Consider the following 24,903-nt stretch of genomic DNA (forward strand, 5'->3'; position numbering starts at 1 on the left):
GCTGAATGATCTAATACTACCACTCAGCTTCTTACAACTTTAATTAAAAGAATCAACAATGAATGTAAACTATTTATTGGTGACGGCATGTATGCTTGCCGGTCACCTAATCAGTGCTCAAAACTTCAAAGGGCAAGTTTTGTACGAAGAAAACAACAACCCGGTACAGGAAGCCCATATATTCATAAACAATAAGGTCATAACCCACTCTGATGATAATGGATACTTCGAATTATCGATTCCTGTAAAAGGGGTCAACCTCACCATATCCCATTTAGGGTATATGTCGATTGAAGAATTCATTACCCCACAGGATGACACTGCTGTTTTTGTCTTGGAAGAAGCTCCTATAAATATTCCAGGAGTAATGGTCACGGGTAATTCTAAAACGGACCCTGTTTTTACCATTGAAACCAACGATTATGTAAAAAAAATAGTGCAGCCTAGGAATGTAGCGGATTTATTCAATGATGTAAATGGGTTCTCTCTTATAAAAAGGGGAAACTATGCGATTGACCCTAGCTTTAGGGCTTCGCAATACGAGCAGTTGAATGTTCAGTTTGATGGTGGTACCAAAGCCATGCACGCCTGCCCTAATAGAATGGACCCGATTACCACCCATGTGATACCCGAGGAAATTGAAAAAATAGAAATTATCAAAGGGCCATACACAGTGCGTTACGGGGCTACTTTTGGTGGCATCGTGAACCTGGTGACCCAAGTTCCGGATGCAAGTGAATATGGGTTGCATGGAAGTGTGCATGCAGGTTACGAAAGCAACGGTGGATCTTTGGTATCCATGGCCCGATTACAGCAGGCCTCAGAGAAATACGATATTACCGGGAATGTTGGTTTTCGTGATTTTGGCGATTACGAAGATGGTGACGGCACCGAAATACCCTCCTCTTTCAGAAGTTTGGACTATGGAGTTAAAGTAGGTCTTAATTTCACTTCAAACCAGCGCTTACAAGCCCATTGGAGACAATCGTTCGGAAGGGACGTACTGCACGCTGGATTACCTATGGATACCGATTTGGACGATAGTAGTATTCTTTCTTTGGATTATAAACTAACAGGTTTAAGTGGTAGCCTAAAGAATGTCGATGCAAAACTCTATTATAGTTACGTTGATCATATAATGAGCAATAGTAACCGGCCAAGTTTTATGATGACCGACGCCATTTCTGCCATCAATGCTACAACAGCAGGAGGGAAAATTGAATTGAAACTGAAACCCGGCGAAAAATTCACCCTCTTCACAGGACTTGATGCGATGCTTATTGCCCGGGACGGGGAACGTACCCGACTTGTTAAACGCAATATGGCGGGGCCTTTGCCTACTCCCATGGAGTTTATTGACAAGGTGTGGCAGGACTCCTATATCAACGATATCGGCGTTTTTGCCGAAGGCAAGTATACGTTGTCAGAAAATACCATACTTACCACAGGGTTGCGATATGACCTGGTTACTTCGGAAATTAAAGACCCCGAGGCCGATTTTGCCACCTTATATCCTGATTTGGATAAAAGAAATGAACATAATCTAAGTGGTACGGTTTCCCTAAAATATATTCCCTCAAATAGGTTTATGATGGAAATCGCTTATGGAAGAGGTGTCCGTTCTGCCAATATGATCGAACGCGTGATCAATCATTTCACCGTAGGCCAAGATGCGTATGAATATATCGGCAATCCCAATTTGGATGCCGAAATCAATAATCAATTCGAAATTGGTTTCTCTGGTAAACTTCCTTTTTCTGACAATTCCACAGATCGTTTTAACTACAGCAGTTCATTCTACTATTCGTTTTATGAAAATTATATTGTTGCGGTGATCGACGAATCCCTTACCCGAAAATTCATGCCAACAAATCTTCCGGTAAATCCAAAAGTGTTCAGGAATTTGGACAAGGCTTATAAAACCGGATTCGAAGTTTCCGCCGGAATGGATTTTTTGAACCACTTCAATTTTACCACGGAACTGGCGTATGTATATGCCAAGAACAAGGATCTGTATGAATCCTTGCCCCTTGTGCCACCTTTGACCACCAGTTTAAAACTAGGCTTTGAAAAGGAACGGTTTTGGGTAAATGCGATCTATAGGATTACTGGTGAACAGAACAATATCTCAACTTCCTTTGGGGAAACATCGACTCCAGGTTATGAAGTGATGGACCTTCGTTTGGGCGTCGTTCCCTTTAAAAACTTGACTTTAGGTGTAGCGGCCTTGAATGTTTTTGATGAAACCTATTATAACCACTTGAATTTCTCATTCAACAACCAAGCTGATTTTGGTAGAGTGCCAATTAATGATCCGGGAAGGAACTTATCGGCCTTTGTGCAGTACAAATTTTAATATACATAAAACGGGGGCGATTGCCCCCGTTTTTTAGTTCTTCCCAATTAGTTTTGGCTTTATATTACTTAGTAAAAGTATAACCTATGCCAAGCTGTACCATTGATGTTGTCATGTCATAAGATACAGAGGATCCGGGTATTGCTCCAAGAGGATTGCTCGGTGAAGCCATCATCGGATTAAGTATATTTCCCTCTGTAGCGCCATTACTATCTCCATAGTGATAAACTGCATCAAGTTTCCAATTGTCGTTTATTACATAACTTAATCCAAATTGATATGCATTTTTGATTATTGCCGTTGCCGGAATATTAAAAAATGCTATTTCTTCCGGAATAGGGTTTGAACTATAGGTATAACCAAAACGCAATGGCAGTTTGTTTATACCCTTGTATTGGAGTCCTGCTGATAAGATTGATATATTTTTCCAACCAAATCCAGCTACAGAAGCTGTTTGAGTCCATCCAGTCTCAGAAAAACCTTCTGTATTTTCATAATCTACTCTTCTAAAGTCCAAGGCTAAATCAACATCCCCTGTCGAATATCCAAAACCAAGTGAGAAAATAGCTGGATAATCCATTTGAAAATTGTTTTTCTCAGTACTATTATCCAAGTAGGTGTTTTCAAATTCAAATTCCCCAAATTTTTGAGCTGTTTTATATGACGCTCCAAGCTTTAAACCGAGTCCAGAATCATAGAATAATCCAAATTGAGCTCCAAAACCAATTGCTGAAGCTTTATCTGTAGTTGGATATCCTGCCATAGTTGGACTTGCGGTTGGATTAGGTGCTAATTCCAATGCAGCATAATCTATATTCGGCTGAATTCCAATTGAAAATTTATCCGATAATTCATAGGCATAGGATAACCCTACTTGTAATAACAAATAATCAGATTCAATATGACCAAATCCCATGGCCGCTTGTGGATAGTTAATAGGATTTGAATCTTCCATCGGATTGAAACTTCCACTTAACGGGTTGTTCGCTTCTTCAGGAAATGTAACACCAAAGCCACTGATACCAAATGCAGAAGCGCCAAAGGTATGCTTACTTCCTTCTTTTCCCCAAACCATGGCCAAGGCTGGCATAGGGGATAGAGGCCTATCATCTGCTGTTGTCCCACTAACTCCAGGAGCTCCAGGTCCAAGCATACCGGCTGGTAATGAAGAAGACAATTCGGGTGAAGAAAAGAAAAGACCAATATCGAACTTGAGGATCTTGTCATCAAAAGTCGATATGGCCGCTGGGTTCCATTGTAGGGCACCTGATATGTCTAAAGGTTGGGCTGTAGCCGCACCTCCCATTGACATGTTAACAGCCCCCACACCCTGCATTATATGTCCCGATTGGGCCAAAGCAGCAGTCGCAAAAATTAGAAACGATAAATTTAGAATTGTTTTTCTCATGATTAATTGGTTTTTTGTAATTTCAAAAGCCCTTACTAATTTCGATAGTTTGTATAAGCTTTTTACGTTATCTATTGAATACTTAAAAACACCTCAAAATTATTGTCGAAAATTTTGAAGTTTCATGACATTTATCATAGTTGGGAATTTGAAACCCCCATATCTCCCCTTAGGCCGTCATTTATTGATGTTATCCCATATAACAAAATCATAAATAATTGTTTTTCAAGTATATAAGCCAAACTTCTTTGTAACATTTGTTACAAAAAAGAAATGGTCATATGACAAATGTCATGAAATTCAGCTTCTTTGGAGGGTAATTTTATACCCGAAAACAGATTTAGTTTTTACAATACAAAATACAGTTAAATGAAAAATCTAGTTATTTTAGGCGCAGGAACATCAGGAACGATGATGGCCAATCACTTAAGGCCAAAACTTTACCATAACGAATGGAATATAACCATAGTTGATCAATATAAAACACATTATTATCAACCAGGGTTTCTGTTTCTTCCTTTTGACACCTACACAGAAGATCAAGTTAAAAAAGTTGGAAAGAAACTGATCCATAAGAAAGTCGACTATATTCAGAAAAAAATCGAGAAAATTATTCCTGAAGAAAATAAAGTTGAATTGGAAGATGAAACTTTAGATTACGATGTATTGATCATTGCAACAGGTTCTAAAATTGCTCCTGAAGAAACCGAAGGCTTGGTTGGCCCACTTTGGAAAAAGGATATTTTCGATTTTTACACCTATGAAGGCGCTTTAGCTTTACGGGATAAATTAAGAGAATGGGAAGGCGGAAAACTTGTAGTCCATATTACTGAAATGCCCATTAAATGTCCAGTCGCTCCTTTGGAGTTCGCCTTTTTGGCCGATTCCTTCTTTCGTAAAAAAGGGATGCGGGATAAAGTTGATATTACCTATGTTACCCCGCTAACAGGGGCTTTTACAAAACCAACCTGTTCAACCGCTTTGGCCTATCTTTTAAAGGATAAAAATATTCATATGGAATCTGATTTTTCCATAATGGAGGTAGATAATGAAACAAAGGAAATTGTTGATTATGAAGATCGTAGAATCCCTTTTGATCTGTTGGTAACCATACCCACCAATATGGGAGATGAAGTTATAGAAAGATCAGGCTTAGGAGATGATCTGAATTTCATACCTACCGATCATAATACCTTGCAATCATTAGCACATGAAAATATTTTTGTGATTGGTGATGCTACAAATGTACCAGCTTCCAAAGCAGGTTCAGTGGCACATTTCCAAGCAGAAACGTTAACCGATAATATTCTTTTGTATATCGATGGATATCCATTAAAAAAAGAATTTGACGGACACGCCAATTGTTTTATCGAAACTGGAAATAACAAAGCCTTATTAATTGATTTTAATTATGTTACAGAACCAGTACACGGAAAATTTCCATTTGCAAAAATCGGTCCTTTAAATTTATTAAAAGAAAGTGTATTTAATCATTGGGGGAAATTGGCCTTTAGATGGATCTATTGGAATATGCTTTTAAAAGGAATCCCAATACCCTTCGTTTCTCGAAATATGAGTTTTAAAGGCAAGGTTTTTGATATAAAACCAGAAATAAAATAATTATTAACTTACAATAAAAACAACTAAATATTATGTCAGTAAAAACGATAGCAGGTGTAGAAGTAAACGTTTCTGAGGAAGGATATCTTGAAGATATGTCGCAATGGAACGAAGAAATTGCAAAAGAAATTGCAGGCGAAATAGGAATAGAATTAACACCAAAACACTTTGAAGTGTTAAATTATTTGCGTGAAAAAACAGCCGCAAAAGAAGCTCTAACAATTAGAAAAGTTGGGAAATCAGGTATTGTAGATATAAAGGAATTATATAAATTGTTTCCAAAAGGGCCATTAAAATTCTCGTCTAAAATAGCAGGAATCCCTAAACCAACAAGTTGTATATAAGTAGTCTTTATCCTTAAAATATTAAAAATGGAAACAAAAGAAAAAGAAGTGAAAACAGCAAAAAAAGAGAAAAAACCTCTTGAGAAAGTATGTATTATATGTGCCAAGGGAAGTTTAGAGGATGTTTATGCTACCTTAGTTATGGCGAACGGAGCTGTAATGGAAGGTATAGAGACTAATGTATTCTTTACCTTTTTCGGATTGGAAGGTATCACTAAAAAAACAATGAACCACCTTCACACCGCAACAACAGGTAATCCTGCAATGAGGATGCCCGGAGGTTTGCCTTTTCCTACAATGCTTGGCGGATTACCAGGAGTGGAAACCGCAGTTTCAAGTATGATGAGAAAACAAATGGAAGCGTTGGATATGCCTCCTGTAGATGAGTTTTTGGAAATGATCACTGCTGGTGGTGGCACCATCTACGCCTGTAAATTGGCCGTTGATATGTTCAAATTAAAGAAAGAGGATTTATCTGATGAAGTTGATAGTATAATTACTATTGGCGAGTTTTATGAATTGTGCGATGGTGACAGAACCCAAATCATTTTTACATAAAATACTTTAAATCAATTTTCATAAGCTAATACGACAAAAATTGAAAAAGGGGCCTAATTAGGCCCCTTTTTTTATTCAATTCACTACTTGATATCCGGAGTATCCAGATCTTGCAGTTCATCCAACTGTTTTAAGATATCGAAGGTCTTCTTTGCTTCTTCCTCATCAACTACACTAATGGCGGCCCCAACGTGGACCATAACATAGTCATTGACTTTTGCCTCAGGTACCAGCGTTAAACTGACTTTTTTTATCACCCCATCAAAAGATACCCTGCCTTCGCGAAAGGTTTCATCCAGTTCAGCGGTAATTTCAATGAGTTTTCCTGGGATCGATAGGCACATTTAAATCAAATTTTACTATTATTATACTAATTAGTTATTTTCCCTTAGCCAAGTATACCAAGCTTCCATACCCTCACCTTTGGTTGCGGAGATTTCAAAAAACTGAAGCTTTGGGTTCACTTTGAGTGCATTCTTTTTTAGTTCCTCCAAATCGATATCCAAATAAGGCAATAAATCTATCTTATTGATAATACATATATCCGACGTGTGGAACATATCAGGATATTTTAGGGGTTTATCTACCCCTTCCGTTGTGCTGATGATCACGACACGTTTGCTTTCCCCCAGATTGAACATAGACGGACAAACCAAATTCCCTACGTTTTCGATCATCAATACCGAGTTGTCCTGAGGGGCCAACTTCTTAACCGCCTCATAAATCATATCACTTTCCAAATGACATCCTTTTCCCGTATTTATCTGCATCACAGGGATCTCAATTGCGGCAATTCGATTGGCATCATTCAACGTTTGCTGATCACCTTCGATCACATAAAATGGAATCTCATTTTTTAGATCTTGCAAAGTGCGCTCCAATAAAGCCGTCTTTCCAGAACCAGGTGAACTCACCAAGTTTAAAGCAAAAATATTTTTTGCCTCAAAATAGCCACGGTTTCTTGCGGCCATAACTTCATTGTGTTGTAAAATATCCTGTTCTACCTCAATAATTGTTTTATGATGGTGGTCATGGGGATGTTCATGACTATGTGTATGTGAATGATCATGCGGGTGATCATGGTCATGGGGATGTTCATGACTGTGTGTATGTGAATGATCATGCGGGTGATCATGGTCATGGGCATGTTCATGACTGTGTGAATGACTATGACTATGACTATGGTTATGTCCATGGTCATGATGTTGGTGGGTATGAACTTCTTTTGGGTTCAAAATACGTACACCGTTTTCTTCGCTTCCGCAACCGCAGGTACCGCACATATCAATCAATTTAATGTTATTCAAATATAGTCAATAATAGTTTTTAATCCTTGGGATACAACTCATACTTACCCACCGGTAAGTTCGTAAATCCCGAATTCAAGGCAATTTTGGTTGGGCATCATTCAATATTCGATCTAGAATACGATTGGTAAAATATGCCCTTGCCTTATTGAGGTTTTCCTGTGCATTTTTGCTCAAACCATTTTCTAATTCCCATTGATACCCTTGAATTGCCAAAACGTATGCTTTTGGTTTGTGATGGTACAACTGTTCTGCCAAGTACAAAATAGTTTCTGGCACCAAGGCATGCGTACTGAAACTATGGGTGTTAGAACGTGCACATGTTTCCCATGTATACCCATTTTCAAGCTCATTCTTGGAGGCATCAACGAAAATAACCATGTCAAAATCCCCAATTAATTCGGCATCTTCAATTTGAAGTTGGTATCGGTATTCCAAGGAAACGTTCTTGAACTTTAGCTCATTTAAACCATCCAAAAATTCCCATCCTAAGCCATCGTCCTGCCTCCCATAATTACCAATTCCGAAAATCAAACATTTATTTTCAGCGTTTTCGTTCATCGATTAAATTTCCACTATGATCAATTAATGTAACATGCAATGGCATCTGGCCCAATGCATGGGTAGCACAGCTCAGACAAGGGTCATAGGCCCTAATTGCAACCTCTACCTGGTTAAGCATATCTTCGGTTACTTCCGGTTTTCCGTTAATCACATTATTGGCAACCCATTTTACAGCCTGATTCATCGGTTCATTGTTATGGGTGGTCGATACGATTAGATTACAACGTGTGATCCTATCCCTGTCATCTACTTCATAATGATGGATCAATGTACCTCGCGGAGCTTCTATAATTCCAATTCCTTCATTACGCCTTTCACCTTTGCGTATAAGGTCGTTACTTAAAATATCTTCATCGTTCAATAGCTTTTTCATCATTTCCGCGCAATATAGCATCTCGATCAACCGAGCCCAATGGGAGTACATGGTTTTATTGTTAATTTTTCCATTGGTAGCCAATTTGAAAATGATACGTTCTTCCTCGGCATAAGGCGTTTCTATTCCGTTGCAAATATTGATACGTGCCAAAGGCCCCACCCTATTCCATCCTTTGTCCCTTCCTAAATCCTTTAAATACGGAAATTTTAAATAAGACCATTTTTCTACACCTTCATTGAAGTATTGAATGTAATCGTCAGATGGAATATCGTTTAAGGTAACTTTTCCGTTGGCATCAACTGCCCTTAAATTTCCATCATATAGTTCTAAAAATCCATTTTCCTTATTCACCAATCCTAAATGGCCTGATGGATATTCTGCAAATCCATCCAACCAATTCTTGTTGACTTCATGATACCCTTTTAAGAAATCTATAATCTCTTTAGACCAGTTTATCATGGCATCAATAGAAGGAATTTCCTTACTGTTCAGAAAATAATCACGATCTTTCAATGTGATTTTTTTATGTACCCCTCCTGGGACTGCTGAAATACCGTGTATTCGCTTCCCGGCGATGGTTTTTATAATTTCCTGACCAAATTTGCGCATTAATATTCCCTTTTTCGCGAGCTCTGGGTGCTCGATGGCAACTTCCGCCACATTACGTTTTGCAGGATCTGCATTTACCCCGAATAACAAATCAGGTGATGCCAAATAGAAAAAATGTAAAGCATGCGATTGGAAAACCTGTCCAAAATGTAATAGTTTTCTAATTTTTTGAGCAGGCACCGACAAGTCCTGAGGGTCCAAACCAACAATTTGATCGATCGCTTTTGCAGCAGCCAAATGATGGCTTACAGGACAAATACCGCACAAGCGTTGTACCATTACAGGAGCTTCCCAATACGGGTGGCCTTGAATGAAACGTTCGAAACCACGGAATTCGACGATATGAAAAAAGGAATCTTTTACATTGTTTTTTTCGTCTAATTGAATGGTAACCTTACCATGCCCTTCAACTCTAGTAACAGGATCTATGATTAGTTTTTTCATCTTTAATCGTATTTAAATTCTTCGTGGGTAATGGAGTATTCCTCATTTAACAGGATGTTCTTGACAACTTTCCAGATATGACTGGCATTCGGTGGACATCCAGGGATATAGTAATCTATTTTTACGATTTCATTACAGGGATATACATTGTTCAACAGTTTAGGAATGTCCTCATGGTTCGGAATTACATTGGCACCTATTTCGCCTGTAAGACCATGGATATAGGCCTCTTCCAAGCACTCTTTTAATGGGACGAAATTCCTCATGGCCGGGATACCCCCCATAATGGCGCATTCACCAAAACCAATGAGGATATCGCATTTTTTCCTAAACTCTTTGAGCACTTCGATGTTCTCCGAATTTGCACAACCCCCTTCGATTAAACCTATATCGCAACGCTTACTGAACTTTTTAATGTCTGTTAGAGGCGATTTGTTGAACTCAACTATTTCAAGCACATCGAGTATTTCAGTATCGATATCCAATAACGACATATGACATCCGAAACATCCGGCAAGGGACGTAGTGGCGACTATAAATTTGTTTTCATCACTTCTTTTTTTAGTGCCCTCTCGTTTTGGAGCTTCTTTATCTTTTCCGACGATATCATATTTTCTGTCACCAAAAGGTTGCTCATAGATCATACCCTTAACCAAAATTGCACCTACAGGACATAAGTTCATGGCATGCAGTGCTTCCGCATCGGTTAATTTGGCTTCTTCGTCATAATCGATATGGACCCTTGTTTTGACACCTCTGTTTACAAATGAAAACACATCCATTCCTTCTTTTGTCTTGACTTCCTCAACACAACGTTTACACAGGATACATCTATTGGATTCCATAATCATGCGATCGGAATTAAAATCGACCACCTTATTACTGTAAACATGGGGGAAACGGGAAACGGTTATTCCCATATCATAGGCTAAATTCTGCATATCGCAGTTACCGCTCTTTTCACAGGATGGACAAAAGTGGTTGCCTTCCGCAAACAACATTTCGATTATTGCTTTTCTCGTATCTTGAAGCTCAGGAGTATTGATTTCGACCTCCATTCCTTCATATACTTTCGTTGTGCAGCTTGTTGTTGTTTTATTGTTAACCACTACCGTACAAATTCGACAAGTACCCAAAGGAGGATTCACTTCATGGAAATGACACAATGTTGGAATGTATATTCCATTTTCTTTGGCAGCGTCTACCAAATTTTTTCCTTCATGTACTTGATATTTTCTGCCGTCTATTGTTATGTTTACCAGCTTATTCATAAGAGCTCTCTATTTCATGGATGATGTTATCATAATCTTCAACAGCTTTTTCCAATTTAAAAGCTTGGTTAAAATCACTTTCGGCAAGAAGACATTTTTGGAATTCCCCCGGAAATTTTAGCATAGCGGTAAGCAAACAGTTGGTCGATGTTTTTCCAAGACCACATCTGCTAGATTGCTTTATTATTGTACTCCATTCCTTGATCTCATCAAGGTCGCTCTTGTCCGCATGACATAGCATTATCTTATTGATTTTCTTGTTCAATAGGAAGTTGCCCGTTCTGCAAGGTACACAGATGCCACAGGATTCAGCGACAAAAAATTTAGTGATATTCTTGAGTATTGAAAGAAGATCCCTAGTTGAGTTGAATACCATGAAAGAACCACCACTTCTTAATCCGACTCCACTCATTTTTCGGGAATATTCGATGGGATCGTTGAATGAAAATTGAATATGTTCGGCCAACAAATTCTCCCCGGATATTTCCCTGTCAAAATCTACCGATGATAAGAATTCCCCAGCGAAACCGTTAAATAAAATATAGTGGGGATCTTTGGCTTCTATCAAATCCAGAAAATCTTTCAGCTTCATTCCCCATTCTATTTCATAAACGCCTGGTTTTTTACAATCGCCGGAAACACTTAACAACTTAGTGCCCGGTGTGGCATTCGTACCTATTTTCAAGTATTTTTCCAATCCCATTTCAAGAATCCTGGGTACGGCGCAAAGCGTTTCCACATTATTTACCACGGTGGGCTTGCCTAGAAATCCTTTTTCGACAGGGAAAAACTCCTTTGTAGTGGGTTCACCCCGTTTACCTTCCATAGAAGCTATTAGTGCTGTTTCTTCCCCGCAAATGTAGGCGCCGGCTCCCATGTGTACATTCACCTTAAAATCGAAACCTTCAATGCCAAGGATATTTTTGCCTAAAAGTCCATTTTTATTAAAATCATTGATGGTTTCCTCAAGCTTTTCCTTTAAATAAAAATATTCTGCCCTTAGGTAAATAGTGCCTTCTGTTGCGCCAACCGCATAACCGGCCATTGCCATACCTTCAAGCAATAATCCAGGATGATTATTCATCAATACACGATCTTTGAAAGTTCCTGGTTCGCCTTCATCGGCATTACAAATGATATATTTTTGATCGGCTATGTTGTCTTTACAGAATTGCCATTTAATTCCTGTCGGAAAGAAGGCCCCTCCCCTTCCCGAGAGTTTGGAATTTTTAACCAATTCAATTACATCATCAGGTCTATAATCTTTAAGTTTTTTTAGCGCTTTGCCAGGTTTATAGGTCTTAAAGAAGACCGTTTTATCATCTTCTTCTGGCCTGTACTGGATGTTATCCTTTGGGATATCGCATAGCGATTCCAAGGGATGTCCGTCCCTCAATTTTGAAATGATGGTTTTAGCCTTTGCTGGGGTTAGATTCGTAAAAGGATAAAAATTAATCAACGCCGATGATTCCTGATCGCTTAGTCCAATACAGGATGTTTTGAAAAATCCAAATAATTTATCTGGTGTGACATTGCCGATTTTTATACCTATTTCTTCTTCAAAAGCTTCCTTTACGGCTTGGTAATGGTGTAGTTTGGAAATAGTGGAACAATTCAAGTAGATAGTATACTTGCCGGCATTTTTACGATGGAAAAAATGATAGAAGGAAATGACCCCTTCAAGTTCCATCCTTGAGATGTTGAATTCTTTCGCAATTTTGGTTTTATCATCGTGACTGATGTACCTTCTTTTTTTCTGAATATCCCAAAGGACATCCATTAGGGAAGTTCTTTGCAATGCCTGTTCTAAATTAGCCATAATTTAAATTTATGATGTGCATAATAACAAAGCTAATACCGAACCGGTAATCTATATATGACGAATGTCATTGTATGAAGATTTATGGACTGTTTTAATGAATTTTAAACAATAAAATGGGCTCAAAGTGAGGTTGAAGAATAAGATATTCCATGAAATATCAAGATACTTCCAAGGCTTTTACTTTCAGTTCCTTTCCCTGAAGAATTCCCTTTAAAAAACTGTTGCACTTGGGGCAAGAATCATAGAAGTGCTCCATATCAAAAACAGTATTGCAATCCGCGCATTTTCCTTTGGCCTTAATGACCGTTATTTTCTTGATCGCATTTTCCAGTACGGTCCCCTTAACGGCTGACGGCCAAACGAAATCCAAAGAATCAAATTCAATTCCCGCCAAAGTACCAATTTCAAGTTCGATCAAATCCACTGCTGTGGCATTGGCTTTTGCCGTTTCATCCTCAGCGATTTTCACAATACCCAAAGCCACCGATAATTCGTGCATATCATTAATTTAAGTGCCTGACACATAGAAGGAAGCCTTTCAATATTAAATATATTTAATTCTTGAAAACATGACGAAAATCATGTTTTACCTTCTTTGGTTTCCTTAAATTCAAAGGCAATATCCGAAAATTATGGATATCTACAAGATCCTTTTTAATCTAACATTCAATCATGGCTACAAAAAGCAAAGTAAACGACACTTACTATGAGAGCATAGTGAAGCAAGGCTATAGTAGAAGGGATTTCATGAAGTTCGCAACCTATATAACCGCGTATATGGGTTTAGAATCAACCATGGTTGGCCAAGTGGCCAAATCTCTCGAGACTACTCACAGATTACCTGTTATCTGGGAACATTTTCAAGAATGTACCTGTTGTAGTGAATCATTTATTAGGTCTGACCATCCCATTGTTTCAGATATTATTTTGGATAAAATTTCATTGGACTATACCTTGACCTTAATGGCAGCATCCGGTCATCAAGCCGAAGCGGCTAAACATGCCACTATGGAAAAATACAAAGGGGAATATATCCTTTGTGTGGAAGGTTCCATACCCATGGGAGATGATGGCAATTACTGCTGTATTGGAGGTAGATCGGCCAAAGATATATTAATTGAAGCCGCAGCAGGAGCCAAAGCAATCATCGCTTGGGGAAGCTGTGCCTCTAATGGTTGTGTTCAAGCGGCATCACCGAACCCCACTAATGCAACGCCAATTCATAAAATCATTAAGAACAAACCAATTATAAGAGTTCCCGGATGTCCTCCAATTGGTGAGGTAATGGCCGGGGTAATCGTTCATGTGGTCGCGTTTGGCAGATTACCTGAACTGGATAGATTAGGAAGACCAAAAGCTTTTTATGCCAAACGTGTGCACGACAGTTGCTACAGACGGCCTTATTATGATGCCGGACTATTTGCACAAACCTTTGATGATAAAAATGCTAAGGATGGGTACTGTCTATATAAACTAGGTTGTAAAGGACCTATGACCTATAATTCTTGTGGAACAATCAAATGGAATAACGGAGTTAGCTATCCAATACAATCGGGACATGGTTGTATCGGCTGTAGTGAAGAAAATTTCTGGGATAATGGTCCTTTCTACAAAAAGATGGCAAAAGTTCCCGGATTACATGAAGAAGGACTAGCCGATGACATTGGAAAAGTTGGTGCAGGCATTTTGGCAGGAGGTTTGGCCGTACATGCCATTGCCGCAAATATTTCCAAGCGTAAAGAATTGACCAGTAGAATTAAACGAGGTAGGGAAAACGAAAAAAATATTGACTCTTAAACATTGAAATCATGGCAGAAAGAATAGTAGTTGACCCTGTCACCAGAATTGAGGGTCATTTAAGAATAGAAGCAGAAATCAAAGATGGAAAAATAGTCGATGCCTATAGTTCCAGTACTATGGTTAGAGGTATTGAAAATATTGTCAAAGGTAGAGATCCTAGGGATGTATGGGCGTTTGTACAACGCACATGTGGCGTATGCACCACCGTGCACGCCTTGGCCTCGGTAAGAGCAGTGGAAGATGCATTGGGCATTGCAGTTCCTCCCAATGCGGAAATGGTACGGAACATAATGGAAGGTGCCTTATATATGCATGATCATACCGTACATTTTTATCATTTACATGCGTTGGATTGGGTCGATGTTGTCAATGCATTAAGTGCAGATCCAATAAAAACATCAGAATTGGCCCAAAGCATTTCGAACTGGCCTAAAAGTTCACCCGGCTATTTTTCCGATATTAAAAAAAGGATCACCAAATTTGTTGAAAGTGGGCAATTGGGAATCTTTGCCAATGGGTATTGGGGTCACCCTCAAATGAAGTTACCGGCAGAAGCAAATCTAATGGCGGTAGCCCACTATTTAGAAGCGCTCGAGTGGCAAAAAGAAATTGTTAAGGTGCATACCATATTCGGTGGTAAAAACCCACACCCTAATTATCTGGTTGGTGGTATGGCTTGTGCTATCAACACAGAAAACCCTGGAGGAATCAATGCGGAACGATTGGCTATGGTCAAGTCCCTTCTTGATGAAGGAAAACGATTTATAGAACAAGTTTACATACCTGACCTTTTAGCCATAGCATCTTTCTATAAAGATTGGGGCGCTATCGGTAAAGGATTTGGTAATTATATGTCCTATGGTGATTTTCCAACGAATGGTTATGCTGATCAATCCAATTTTAAATTCCCACAAGGGGTTATTTTAAATAGGGATTTATCTAAAGTTTTAGATGTCAACCATCGAAGTAGCGATGAAATTGAAGAATTTGTCAATAATTCCTGGTACGATAATTATGCCGAAGGCAAAGAAACGGGAAGACATCCATGGGATGGGGAAACGAATATTAAGTATTCTGGACCCAAACCTCCTTACGAACATTTGAATGTTGAGGAAAAATACAGTTTTATCAAAACCCCAAGATGGAAAGGAATGCCTATGGAAGTAGGTCCGTTAGCACGATTGTTGGTAGGTTATGGTAGGGGAAACAAAGAAATCCAGGAATCCGTTAATGCTGCCCTTACGCATTTAGATGTGCCTGTTGATGCCTTGTTCTCTACATTGGGAAGAACAGCGGCCAGAGGTATTGAAACCCAATTGGTAGCCAATTGGACAATGGAGTTTTATGATACTTTGATGAATAACATTAAAAATGGGGATGAGCGAATGGCCAATACTGAGAATTGGGAACCATCAAGCTGGCCTGCCGAGGCAAAAGGAGTAGGTTATATGGAAGCACCAAGAGGCGCTTTGGCCCATTGGATTAAGATAAAAGATGGTAAAACAGAGAATTATCAGCAAGTAGTACCAACAACATGGAATGCCTCTCCTCGAGATCCAAAAGGACAGCTTTCTGCATACGAATCAACTTTAATCGGAACACCCGTTGCAGATCCTGAACTACCATTGGAAATTATCAGGACCATACATTCTTTCGACCCTTGTCTGGCATGTGCCGTACATTTATATGATGAACATGGGAACCATATTTCCAAAGTTCAACATACGGGAAGCTGCGAAATTTAATTAAATAAAAGATCATGGATAAAACTAGAAATTTTAAACGTGTTTACGTCTGGGAATTGCCGGTCAGGATCTTTCATTGGTTAAATGTCCTCGCTTTATTTGTGTTGATAATAACCGGGTTTTTAATCGCAAATCCACCCGCGTTATTATCCAGCGCAGAGGCAACAAATCTGCACACCTTCGGAATCGTTAGGTTTATACACTTTACGGCTGCTTATTTGTTCTTCTTTGTTATGATATTGAGGATCTATTGGGCGTTTGTGGGGAATAGATTTGCCAGTTGGAGAGCATTTTGGCCTTTTACCAAGAAGAATTGGAATAATTTCGGGCATGTGATGAAAATCGATATTTTGCTTATGAATGAGAAAGTAGAGGATGTAACCAAAATAAGTATCGGACATAATAGTGTTGCAACCCTGTCTTATCTAATTATGTTTGTTTTGGCTATAATACAGGTCATTACAGGCTTTGGGTTGTATGCTGATATGTCTTCTTGGTGGTTGCCGAAAATGTTCGATTGGGTAGTTCCATTCTTTGGGGGAGACTTTTTGGTCAGGAACATTCACCATACGGTTATGTGGCTATTTATATTCTTTTCAATGGTTCATGTTTATTTGGTATTTTACCATGATTGGCTCGAAGGTAGAGGTGAAGTTTCCTCAATATTCGGTGGATATAAATTTGTTGCTGATGAACGTCTTAAACATGCCCAAGACGAAGTAGAAATTAAGGGTGACAATGAAATTGTAGCCTCGAAATAAATTTTGTGACTAGAATAAATTCATTCAATGACATACAATTTTGGAATTGGATGAATTTATTTTTTAATTGATCTTATGAAAATACCCGAAAGGACTCCAGTGGCCATTAGTAGTGATTCCTTCTTCTTCGAAAAGGATAAATCCAACTGTATACTTGTTATGGGAGTTGGAAATTATCTCATGGGCGATGAAGGCATCGGTGTACATATTATTCAGGAAATGGCTAAATTGGATTTACCTGAATATATAGATATTTTGGATGGAGGTACAGGCGGTTTTTTACTTTTGAGTTGTTTTCAAGTTTATCCGACTATTATTTTTGTTGATGCAACCATGGATGGTAAACCTGCTGGAACCATTTCATTGATTCGACCAAAATTTGCGTCTGATTTTCCATCGGCGTTAAGCGTCCATGATGTTGGGCTTAAAGATATGGTTGAAGCTGTTTACCTCATGGATAAGGTTCCTGATATTCATTTATTCACCGTATCAATTGAAGAGATCAACCCAATGACCATCGAATTGAATCAAAAAGTAAGGGATGCTATTCCTAAACTCATTGAGAAGATCTTGAAGCAATCTGAAAAACTTCATTTAAATTTATCGTAATTTTTAAGTTTGTTAGAAACTGTAAAAATTGATGCGAAAAACCTATAAAATTCTTATTTCCGGACAAGTCCAAGGTGTAGGTTTTCGACCATTTGTGCATAGTTTGGCCCAAGAGTTTTTGCTGACAGGAACGGTCTCCAATAATGAAGAAGGTGTTATTATTTTTGTTTCGGGATTGGAAGAATCAGTTTTTAAATTCTATAAAAAATTAATCCAATTTCCTCCCCCGGTTTCCCGAATAAAGGACCATGAAATTTCTCTAATAGAGGATATGGTTTATGATGGATTCAAAATTAATCCTTCTAAAAAAGGCGGTCAACTCAACCTGTCCCTTACCCCTGATTTTGCTATATGCGATATCTGTACAATTGAAATTTCAGATCCGGAAAACAGGCGTTATGGTTATCCTTTTACCACTTGCGTGAATTGTGGACCCCGATGGGCCATTACCAATACCTTTCCTTTCGAGCGAAATCATACTAGTATTGACGAATTTGAAATGTGTGAAGCTTGCCTAAATGAATATACCGATCCGGAGGATCGGCGCTTTCATTCACAGACCAATACCTGTGCCACTTGTGGTATCGACCTGTTTTTGTATGATCAGTCGGGCGAAAAAGTAGTGGTTCCGAAAGCAACTCTATTCAAAAAAATAGCTTCACTTTTATTAGAGGGATATATAATCGCCATAAAAAATACAAGTGGATATTTACTTTGCTGTAATGCAGAAAATGAAGAAGTCGTTCAACAATTACGGGATAAAAAAAACAGACCGAATAAACCATTCGCAATTTTATATCCTTCATTGGGCCATTTAAAGGATGAGTTACAAGTAAATGCGCTTCAAGAGAAATCCTTGACATCGGCCGAAAGACCTATCAACATTATCTCATTGAAGGGATATAAAGGAAAAATCGCATTACAAAAGGTCGCTCCAGGACTCAATCAATTGGGAGTGATGTTACCTTATTCCGGAATTTTGCAACTTTTGGCCAATGAGCTGGCTATTCCGATTGTGGCCACAAGCGGTAATATTCATGGTTCGCCCATTATCAGTGAAAATGGGGAGGCTCTTGAAAAGTTAAAGGAAGTTGCTGATTATTTTCTTCAACACCGTCTAAAAATTTCACACCCACAAGATGATTCCGTTGTTAAATTCAGTACACGTCAAAATAAGGAGGTTTTATTTAGACGGTCTCGTGGGTATGCCCCAAATTATTTTAATGCAACCCTGAATTCCGGTGAAAAAATAATGGCACTAGGTGCACATTTAAAAAGCAGTATTGCCTATAATCCCAATGAGTTTCTGTACATCAGTCAATATTTGGGAAACCTTGATAATTTTGATGTGTATCATCGATTTACAACTACCGCAATAAAATTCATAGACCTCTTTGAACAAAAGCCCGAACTTATATTATATGATAAACATCCATTGTACCAAAGCACACAATACGGCATGGAATTGGCAAAACAGCTTGGTGTAAAGTCATATCAAATTCAACACCATAAAGCGCATTTTGCCTCGGTTTTAGGAGAACATGAACTTTTTGATTGCGCGAATCCTGTTTTGGGGGTTGTTTGGGATGGAACCGGCTATGGGGACGATGGTCATATTTGGGGAGGGGAATTCTTTGATTTTCGATCAAAAAAGATCGAGCGAATCCCACACTTCGAATATTTCGATTGGTTGGCCGGCGATAAAATGGCAAAAGAACCCAGACTATCCCTATTATCATTGGCGGGGCCTCAAATGCAATCTACCGTTTCCGAGAAGTTTTCAAAGGAAGAATGGACTATCTATCAAGCGCTACAAAAACATAATAAATTAAAAACTTCCTCTGTTGGAAGGCTCTTTGATGCTGTTGCTTCCCTTTTGAATATTTGCGATATAAACACCTATGAGGGCGAAGCCGCCATATTGCTAGAAAATTTGGTTATAAACTATAGTCTAAAAGACTGTAAAAGCTATTTAAACGATATTGAAGATGTAATATCGCCAAAGGAAATTATACATAAAATCTCTTTGGATAAAGAATCGGGTGAATCCATAGAACAAATAATCATTAATTTTTTATATACGTTGGCATTATCAATTATGGCAATGGCCAAAAGTAGAAATTATAGGCATATAGCTTTAAGTGGTGGTGTTTTTCAAAATACTACCTTAGTGGATATGTTAATTGAACTGGTTCCTAAAGAAATAAAGTTGTACTTTCATAAAGAGCTTTCCCCGAACGATGAAAATATTTCTTTTGGCCAAATCATGTATTATCTGCATTTAAAGAACTGAAAAATGAAGTATTTAAGCGAATACAGAAATTTTGAAGCCACCAAAAAATACCTAGAGGAAATTCATAAAATTGCCTCTAAGGACTGGAATATCATGGAAATTTGTGGGGGGCAGACCCATAGCTTGGTTAGGAATGGTATTTTGGAACTATTGCCAGAGCATGTAAGAATGATCCATGGGCCAGGTTGCCCTGTTTGCGTTACCCCACTGAATTTAATAGATAAAGCCATTGAGCTGTTGGAAAACAATGTAATCGTATGCTCTTTTGGGGATATGATCCGCGTTCCGGGGAGTAAAAAAAGTTTGCTTGAGGCCAAGGCTAATGGTGGAGATTTGAGAATTTTGTATTCACCGATCGAGGCGGTCTCTATTGCCAAGGAAAATCCTGATAAAGAGGTTGTGTTCTTTGCGGTTGGATTTGAAACTACGGCCCCGGCGAATGCCTTATCGGTCTTACATGCCGAAAAAGAAGGAATCACCAATTATTCAATTTTGGCATCACACGTATTAGTGCCTCCTGCCATGGAAGCAATTTTAGATGATGAATTTTGTACTATAAATGCATTCTTGGGGGCAGGCCATGTTTGTGCCATTATGGGCATACAGGAGTATTATCCTTTGGTCGAAAAGTATAGAATACCTATTGTAGTGACCGGATTTGAACCCTTGGATTTAGTACAGGGAATTTATATGGCCGTAAAACAATTGGAAGAAGGAAGGTGTACACTGGAAAATCAATATGCAAGGGTAGTAAAACAAGACGGCAATAAGGCCGCAAAGGATGTGATCAACAAGGTCTTTGAAGTTGGGGACAGGGAATGGCGGGGAATAGGTGAAATTCCCCATAGTGGCTATGTAATCAGGGAAGCTTATAAAAAATATGATGCTGAGGCTAAATTTGAAATTAGCAATATAAAAGTCCCCGAAAATTCCAAATGCATAGCGGGTGAGATTTTAAGGGGCATAAAAAAACCTCATCAATGTGATCAATTTGGTAAGGCCTGTACGCCTTCCAATCCCTTAGGTGCCCCAATGGTTTCTTCGGAAGGGGCCTGTGCAGCCTATTTCCATTTTACCGATAATTTAATTACTTCTTAACGAATGGATGCAACAAAATTGGGATTTGATACCATTAATTTAGGTCATGGAAGTGGTGGAACAATGACCAGGGATTTACTGGATAAAATTATCTTCAAAACGTTTAACAACCCCTATTTAAATCAAAAGCATGATGGTTCCATTGTGAAATTCGATAGACCATTCGCCATTTCTACGGACAGTTTTGTTGTTTCCCCCATATTTTTTAAAGGTGGAAACATAGGTGAACTAGCGGTAAACGGGACAGTGAATGATGTTGCTATGTGCGGTGCGATCCCTAAATATCTTTCGTTGGCATTTATTGTAGAAGAAGGATTGGAAATCAACGATTTTATCAGGATCGTCAATTCGGTAAAAAGAGCTGCCGATACAAGTGGGGTAATAATAATCACCGGTGATACCAAGGTAGTGGAACGTGGAAAGGGAGATAAGATTTTTATCAACACCACTGGGTTTGGGGAGGTGCATCCGAATGCAAATATCTCGGCGAACAATATAAAAGTAGGTGACAAGATCATTGTAAGCGGATTTATCGCGCAGCATGGTATGGCCATTATGTCGCAACGTGAAGGACTAGAGTTTGAATCGACCATTGTTAGCGATACGACCAATGTAAATTTCTTGGTAAGCGATCTATTGGACAAATTTGGAAGTAAAATACATTTGTTTAGGGATCCCACCAGAGGAGGTCTGGCCAGTGTTTTATCTGAAATAGCCACTGATATTGAAAAGGGTGTTGCCATTGTTGAGAATCACATACCTCTTGAAAAGCAAGTGGCGGCAGCATGTGAAATTTTAGGGTTAGATCCGATGTATGTAGCAAACGAAGGTGTCTTTATTGCTATTGTTGCGGCCGAAGTAGCCGATGCGGTTGTTGAAACAATGCGAAATCATGAAAAAGGTGAAAATGCTGTTTGCATAGGTGAAGTTACCGAGGAACATCCCCTAAAAGTGGTAATGAAGAGTTTAATAGGTGGAAAACGAATCGTAAGTCCCTTGATCGGGGAACAGTTACCCAGGATTTGTTAAGTATTGAACATCCAATATATGCCGATAACTATCGCAAATAATCCACCGGCCAGACGAATACCCTTAAAAAATACATCGTTGTGTTCATCTTTTGTATACGAAGATATTTTACCAATTACGAAAGCGAAAGCTGTCATTGCCAATAAAGTACCCAGACCAAAACCTACTATATATAGGACCGCTTCAGATCTTTCATCAAAACCTAAAACGGGCAGGAACAGTAAAAAATGGGCAATTCCTGCAAGACCATGAAGTGCGCCAATTGAAAACGAGGCATAATTACTTTGCTTAATTGTTTTGTCATGGGTATGATGGTGTGATTTTTCATGGGAATGCTCATGTTTATGGGCATGGATTATCGGTGAATTTTCACTATGAACATGTAAATGTTTATGATTTTTATCTTTTTTAAAGATTTTATAAATGGCCCAAATACCAATACCAATCAATACCAAACCCACCAATTGCTCGCTATACCCCGAAATACTATCTACGGGAATCAATTCCTTGAAAACCATAAACAATATTCCTATTGATAGCATTCCTACGAGGTGGCCTATTCCCCAAAAAAGACCTATTTTCCAGGCCTTTTTTTTAGATTCAATGGCAAAGGGTACAACGGCAGCCAAATGATCGGGTCCTGTTATAACGTGTAACATGGAGGCCATTAAACCCGCGATCAACGAAAAAGTTATATCCATTTTATTTTCCGGTATGTACTATGTAGTTAAAAATAAAACTACAAAAATTATGGGGTTAAGCACTGCTAAAAATCAGCAAATACTGGAACAAAAATTCTTTTAAGAAATTAGTTCCTATATAATCGATTTAAGTGGTTCGTATGTGTTTGGAATTACGAACACATGCCATGGAACATTCCCTGGGATTAAATGTCACAATGCTATCATAATAGCTTATTATACCTCTGACCTAAATTGCACACAATGATTCCAATCATAGTACGAAAAAAGCCTATTATTTATCTTTGGAATTAAATGTAACTTATGTTACAGACCACAAAATCAAAAAATACTTATTTTAGAAAATTATGAATTTCAATCATTCAGATGAAAAGAAGAAACTTTGTTAAAAAAGCGGTTTTAGGTACTATGACCTCGGTAATTGGGGCCGAAATAGTTTTTGGTACTACCCTGCCTAACGGGTATATACCTTTGGGCCTTCAAGACCCAGATCCTTTTAAGATGTTCGACAAGGATAGGGGTATGGAAGTTCTTAATGATAAACCATGGAATATCGAGGCCAAAGCGCACTTGTTGGATGATAAGATTACCCCAAATTCATCGATGTTCATTCGTAACAACGGATTAATCCCTGAGAATATCGATGCAAGTACATGGACTTTGACCATTGATGGAGAGTCGGTAAAGCAGAAAAAAACCTACTCATTATCGGAATTAAAATCAAAATTCCCCCAGTACACTTATCAATTGACCTTGGAATGTGGCGGAAATGGTAGAAGTGAATTTGACCCTCCTGCCAAAGGAAACCAATGGACCGTCGGCGCGGTTTCCTGCGCCAATTGGACCGGCGTGCGATTGCGCGACATCCTCGCAGATGTTGGTGTTAAGGAAGATGCCGTTTACATTGGGTATCATGCCACAGATGTACATTTAAGCCGAGATCCCAATAAAGAACCTATTTCACGAGGTGCCCCTATGCAAAAAGCGTTACAGGATGAAACCTTGATCGCTTTTCAAATGAATGGTAAAGATATTCCTTTGGCACATGGTTATCCATTACGGTTGGTTGCAGGTGGATGGCCCGCTTCGGTCTCGGGAAAATGGATCAATCGCATTAGTGTTCGAAATGTAGTCCATGATGGCACTAAAATGACAGGGGATGCCTATCGTGTGCCCTGTAATCCCGTCGCTCCTGGCGAAAAGGTTAAGGACGAGGACATGTGTATCATTGAATCCATGCCCTTAAAATCACTTATCACCTATCCTAAAACAGGTGCTACAATATCCACAGGAAAAACCTTGGATATTAGGGGCCATGCCTGGGCAGGCGAATTGGAAGTGTCCAAAATGGAATACTCCATTGATTTTGGGTCTACTTGGAGGGAATGTACGCTTGATAAACCAGCGAATCGATTAGCCTGGCAACATTTTAGGGCTAGTGTGGACTTTCCCAAAAAAGGATATTACGAAGTTTGGGCAAAGGCTACCGATACTAGGGGGAATAGTCAACCCATGTTGTTACCCGGTTGGAATCCAAAAGGTTACCTGAACAATGCTTGCCATAGAATCGCGATAAAGGTCATATAGATGGAGGATCACAAAAAGTTCAGACTACTGGTAAAAGCCATATACCGTTTGCTACTTAGCCTTTTCGGGTTATTTGCAGTGATGGTTTTTACCCTATTATTCATTATGTACAACCCTGACCTTTTTAAAAAGGCAGATCTAAATGTAGGCGAAGAAAAGCAATACGTTGCTGTTACGGATGAAGAAGACTTTGACAAGATAGAAAATGGGATTCATCTACGTACGGGGTTGGTCGATGCAGAAGGATTGATGACCGTAGTCAACAATTGCACTAATTGCCATTCCGCAAAGTTGGTGACCCAAAATCGCATGAATAAAGAACGGTGGGTATCGACAATACGATGGATGCAAGAAACACAGAATTTGTGGGACTTAGGTCCAAACGAAGAGGTTATTGTCAATTATCTGGTTACCAATTATCCTCCCTCTAAAAAAGGGAGAAGGGAGATTTTAAAGGATATTGAATGGTACGTCTTGAAATAGGAGCGTCAATTGTAAACCTTTTCAGTATTCGGACTTTTGTACTAAAATGAATAAAATGTTGAAATAAAGTGTCCTTATCAAAAAGGACTTTGAGAAAGGACAACAGTTATAAATAGAT

Annotated in this window: 22 protein-coding genes; 13 read left to right on the forward strand and 9 right to left on the reverse strand. The window is 38.8% G+C overall.

What is annotated here, in order from left to right; translation table 11 throughout:
- Positions 1-58: 58 nt before the first annotated feature.
- The gene (locus HPE63_RS13775) at positions 59-2,356 is read left to right on the forward strand and encodes a TonB-dependent receptor domain-containing protein (RefSeq protein ID WP_188314878.1); all 2,298 of its coding nucleotides are present in this window, start codon (positions 59-61) and stop codon (positions 2,354-2,356) included.
- 64 nt (positions 2,357-2,420) lie between these two features.
- Here the strand turns inward: HPE63_RS13775 and HPE63_RS13780 are convergent, their stop codons facing one another.
- Positions 2,421-3,764 carry an OmpP1/FadL family transporter gene (locus tag HPE63_RS13780; RefSeq protein ID WP_188314879.1) on the reverse strand — a complete coding sequence of 448 codons (1,344 nt, stop codon included), beginning with the start codon at positions 3,762-3,764 and terminating at the stop codon, positions 2,421-2,423.
- 369 nt (positions 3,765-4,133) lie between these two features.
- Here HPE63_RS13780 and sqr point away from each other — a divergent pair, with 369 nt between their 5' ends.
- The 3 genes from sqr to HPE63_RS13795 are packed head-to-tail and all read left to right on the forward strand — an operon-like array spanning position 4,134 to position 6,286.
- On the forward strand, positions 4,134-5,384 hold the full coding sequence (sqr, locus tag HPE63_RS13785; RefSeq protein WP_188314880.1) for a type III sulfide quinone reductase, selenoprotein subtype: 1,251 nt from the start codon (positions 4,134-4,136) through the stop codon (positions 5,382-5,384).
- 32 nt (positions 5,385-5,416) lie between these two features.
- On the forward strand, positions 5,417-5,728 hold the full coding sequence (locus tag HPE63_RS13790) for a TusE/DsrC/DsvC family sulfur relay protein (RefSeq protein ID WP_188314881.1): 312 nt from the start codon (positions 5,417-5,419) through the stop codon (positions 5,726-5,728).
- 27 nt (positions 5,729-5,755) lie between these two features.
- Entirely contained in the window at positions 5,756-6,286 is a 531-nt protein-coding gene (locus tag HPE63_RS13795) for a DsrE/DsrF/DrsH-like family protein (protein WP_188314882.1), read from the forward strand.
- A gap of 83 nt (positions 6,287-6,369) precedes the next feature.
- Here the strand turns inward: HPE63_RS13795 and HPE63_RS13800 are convergent, their stop codons facing one another.
- The 7 genes from HPE63_RS13800 to HPE63_RS13830 form a co-directional block, all read right to left on the reverse strand.
- The gene (locus tag HPE63_RS13800) at positions 6,370-6,630 is read right to left on the reverse strand and encodes a HypC/HybG/HupF family hydrogenase formation chaperone (protein ID WP_188314883.1); all 261 of its coding nucleotides are present in this window, start codon (positions 6,628-6,630) and stop codon (positions 6,370-6,372) included.
- A 30-nt stretch (positions 6,631-6,660) separates the two neighbouring features.
- Positions 6,661-7,569: a hydrogenase nickel incorporation protein HypB gene (hypB, locus tag HPE63_RS13805; protein WP_188314884.1), complete on the reverse strand. Its 909-nt coding sequence runs from the start codon at positions 7,567-7,569 to the stop codon at positions 6,661-6,663.
- A gap of 99 nt (positions 7,570-7,668) precedes the next feature.
- Positions 7,669-8,154: a hydrogenase maturation protease gene (locus HPE63_RS13810; protein ID WP_188314885.1), complete on the reverse strand. Its 486-nt coding sequence runs from the start codon at positions 8,152-8,154 to the stop codon at positions 7,669-7,671.
- Positions 8,138-9,586 carry a Ni/Fe hydrogenase subunit alpha gene (locus HPE63_RS13815; protein WP_188314886.1) on the reverse strand — a complete coding sequence of 483 codons (1,449 nt, stop codon included), beginning with the start codon at positions 9,584-9,586 and terminating at the stop codon, positions 8,138-8,140. The genes HPE63_RS13810 and HPE63_RS13815 overlap by 17 nt, the downstream gene beginning before the upstream one ends.
- Positions 9,587-9,588: 2 nt before the next feature.
- On the reverse strand, positions 9,589-10,857 hold the full coding sequence (locus HPE63_RS13820) for an NADH-quinone oxidoreductase subunit B family protein (RefSeq protein ID WP_188314887.1): 1,269 nt from the start codon (positions 10,855-10,857) through the stop codon (positions 9,589-9,591).
- On the reverse strand, positions 10,850-12,676 hold the full coding sequence (locus HPE63_RS13825; RefSeq protein WP_188314888.1) for an NAD(P)H-dependent oxidoreductase subunit E: 1,827 nt from the start codon (positions 12,674-12,676) through the stop codon (positions 10,850-10,852). The genes HPE63_RS13820 and HPE63_RS13825 overlap by 8 nt, the downstream gene beginning before the upstream one ends.
- Positions 12,677-12,836: 160 nt before the next feature.
- The gene (locus HPE63_RS13830; RefSeq protein ID WP_188314889.1) at positions 12,837-13,178 is read right to left on the reverse strand and encodes a hydrogenase maturation nickel metallochaperone HypA/HybF; all 342 of its coding nucleotides are present in this window, start codon (positions 13,176-13,178) and stop codon (positions 12,837-12,839) included.
- Between the two features lie 173 nt (positions 13,179-13,351).
- On the opposite strand from HPE63_RS13830, the gene HPE63_RS13835 reads away from it, so the two are divergent.
- The 7 genes from HPE63_RS13835 (at position 13,352) to hypE (ending at position 22,014) form a co-directional block, all read left to right on the forward strand.
- Entirely contained in the window at positions 13,352-14,476 is a 1,125-nt protein-coding gene (locus HPE63_RS13835) for a hydrogenase small subunit (protein ID WP_188314890.1), read from the forward strand.
- Between the two features lie 11 nt (positions 14,477-14,487).
- Positions 14,488-16,224 carry a nickel-dependent hydrogenase large subunit gene (locus HPE63_RS13840; protein ID WP_188314891.1) on the forward strand — a complete coding sequence of 579 codons (1,737 nt, stop codon included), beginning with the start codon at positions 14,488-14,490 and terminating at the stop codon, positions 16,222-16,224.
- Between the two features lie 14 nt (positions 16,225-16,238).
- Entirely contained in the window at positions 16,239-16,985 is a 747-nt protein-coding gene (cybH, locus tag HPE63_RS13845) for a Ni/Fe-hydrogenase, b-type cytochrome subunit (RefSeq protein ID WP_188314892.1), read from the forward strand.
- Positions 16,986-17,060: 75 nt separating this feature from the next.
- Positions 17,061-17,594, forward strand: a complete 534-nt coding sequence (locus HPE63_RS13850; protein ID WP_188314893.1) for a hydrogenase maturation protease — start codon at positions 17,061-17,063, stop codon at positions 17,592-17,594.
- A gap of 31 nt (positions 17,595-17,625) precedes the next feature.
- Positions 17,626-19,887 (forward strand): carbamoyltransferase HypF, encoded by a 2,262-nt coding sequence (gene hypF, locus HPE63_RS13855; RefSeq protein WP_188314894.1) that lies wholly within the window; start codon positions 17,626-17,628, stop codon positions 19,885-19,887.
- A 3-nt stretch (positions 19,888-19,890) separates the two neighbouring features.
- Positions 19,891-20,985: a hydrogenase formation protein HypD gene (gene hypD / locus HPE63_RS13860; RefSeq protein ID WP_188314895.1), complete on the forward strand. Its 1,095-nt coding sequence runs from the start codon at positions 19,891-19,893 to the stop codon at positions 20,983-20,985.
- Positions 20,986-20,988: 3 nt separating this feature from the next.
- Complete coding sequence (hypE, locus tag HPE63_RS13865) at positions 20,989-22,014, forward strand: hydrogenase expression/formation protein HypE (protein ID WP_188314896.1); 1,026 nt, start codon at positions 20,989-20,991, stop codon at positions 22,012-22,014.
- Here the strand turns inward: hypE and HPE63_RS13870 are convergent.
- The gene (locus tag HPE63_RS13870) at positions 22,011-22,715 is read right to left on the reverse strand and encodes a FeoB-associated Cys-rich membrane protein (RefSeq protein ID WP_188314897.1); all 705 of its coding nucleotides are present in this window, start codon (positions 22,713-22,715) and stop codon (positions 22,011-22,013) included. The two genes, hypE and HPE63_RS13870, sit on opposite strands and share 4 nt — an antisense overlap.
- 366 nt (positions 22,716-23,081) lie before the next feature.
- Here HPE63_RS13870 and HPE63_RS13875 point away from each other — a divergent pair, with 366 nt between their 5' ends.
- Both HPE63_RS13875 and HPE63_RS13880 read left to right on the forward strand, forming a co-directional pair.
- Positions 23,082-24,302 carry a sulfite oxidase gene (locus HPE63_RS13875; RefSeq protein ID WP_188314898.1) on the forward strand — a complete coding sequence of 407 codons (1,221 nt, stop codon included), beginning with the start codon at positions 23,082-23,084 and terminating at the stop codon, positions 24,300-24,302.
- A complete protein-coding gene (locus HPE63_RS13880) occupies positions 24,303-24,785 on the forward strand; it encodes a monoheme cytochrome C (protein WP_188314899.1) in 483 nt (160 codons plus the stop codon).
- Positions 24,786-24,903: the final 118 nt, after the last annotated feature.

It is taken from the genome of Maribacter arenosus (assembly GCF_014610845.1).
GTDB lineage: Bacteria > Bacteroidota > Bacteroidia > Flavobacteriales > Flavobacteriaceae > Maribacter_A > Maribacter_A arenosus.

Coding starts and splice junctions, on each gene's coding strand:
- cybH (WP_188314892.1), top strand. CDS start 16,239: ATGGATAAAACTAGAAATTTTAAACGTGTTTACGTCTGGGAATTGCCG.
- HPE63_RS13840 (WP_188314891.1), top strand. CDS start 14,488: ATGGCAGAAAGAATAGTAGTTGACCCTGTCACCAGAATTGAGGGTCAT.
- HPE63_RS13800 (WP_188314883.1), bottom strand. CDS start 6,630: ATGTGCCTATCGATCCCAGGAAAACTCATTGAAATTACCGCTGAACTG.
- HPE63_RS13775 (WP_188314878.1), top strand. CDS start 59: ATGAATGTAAACTATTTATTGGTGACGGCATGTATGCTTGCCGGTCAC.
- HPE63_RS13875 (WP_188314898.1), top strand. CDS start 23,082: ATGAAAAGAAGAAACTTTGTTAAAAAAGCGGTTTTAGGTACTATGACC.
- hypE (WP_188314896.1), top strand. CDS start 20,989: ATGGATGCAACAAAATTGGGATTTGATACCATTAATTTAGGTCATGGA.
- HPE63_RS13880 (WP_188314899.1), top strand. CDS start 24,303: ATGGAGGATCACAAAAAGTTCAGACTACTGGTAAAAGCCATATACCGT.
- HPE63_RS13850 (WP_188314893.1), top strand. CDS start 17,061: ATGAAAATACCCGAAAGGACTCCAGTGGCCATTAGTAGTGATTCCTTC.
- HPE63_RS13790 (WP_188314881.1), top strand. CDS start 5,417: ATGTCAGTAAAAACGATAGCAGGTGTAGAAGTAAACGTTTCTGAGGAA.
- HPE63_RS13830 (WP_188314889.1), bottom strand. CDS start 13,178: ATGCACGAATTATCGGTGGCTTTGGGTATTGTGAAAATCGCTGAGGAT.
- hypD (WP_188314895.1), top strand. CDS start 19,891: ATGAAGTATTTAAGCGAATACAGAAATTTTGAAGCCACCAAAAAATAC.
- hypF (WP_188314894.1), top strand. CDS start 17,626: ATGCGAAAAACCTATAAAATTCTTATTTCCGGACAAGTCCAAGGTGTA.
- HPE63_RS13810 (WP_188314885.1), bottom strand. CDS start 8,154: ATGAACGAAAACGCTGAAAATAAATGTTTGATTTTCGGAATTGGTAAT.
- sqr (WP_188314880.1), top strand. CDS start 4,134: ATGAAAAATCTAGTTATTTTAGGCGCAGGAACATCAGGAACGATGATG.
- HPE63_RS13815 (WP_188314886.1), bottom strand. CDS start 9,586: ATGAAAAAACTAATCATAGATCCTGTTACTAGAGTTGAAGGGCATGGT.
- HPE63_RS13795 (WP_188314882.1), top strand. CDS start 5,756: ATGGAAACAAAAGAAAAAGAAGTGAAAACAGCAAAAAAAGAGAAAAAA.
- HPE63_RS13820 (WP_188314887.1), bottom strand. CDS start 10,857: ATGAATAAGCTGGTAAACATAACAATAGACGGCAGAAAATATCAAGTA.
- HPE63_RS13835 (WP_188314890.1), top strand. CDS start 13,352: ATGGCTACAAAAAGCAAAGTAAACGACACTTACTATGAGAGCATAGTG.
- hypB (WP_188314884.1), bottom strand. CDS start 7,569: ATGTGCGGTACCTGCGGTTGCGGAAGCGAAGAAAACGGTGTACGTATT.
- HPE63_RS13825 (WP_188314888.1), bottom strand. CDS start 12,676: ATGGCTAATTTAGAACAGGCATTGCAAAGAACTTCCCTAATGGATGTC.
- HPE63_RS13780 (WP_188314879.1), bottom strand. CDS start 3,764: ATGAGAAAAACAATTCTAAATTTATCGTTTCTAATTTTTGCGACTGCT.
- HPE63_RS13870 (WP_188314897.1), bottom strand. CDS start 22,715: ATGGATATAACTTTTTCGTTGATCGCGGGTTTAATGGCCTCCATGTTA.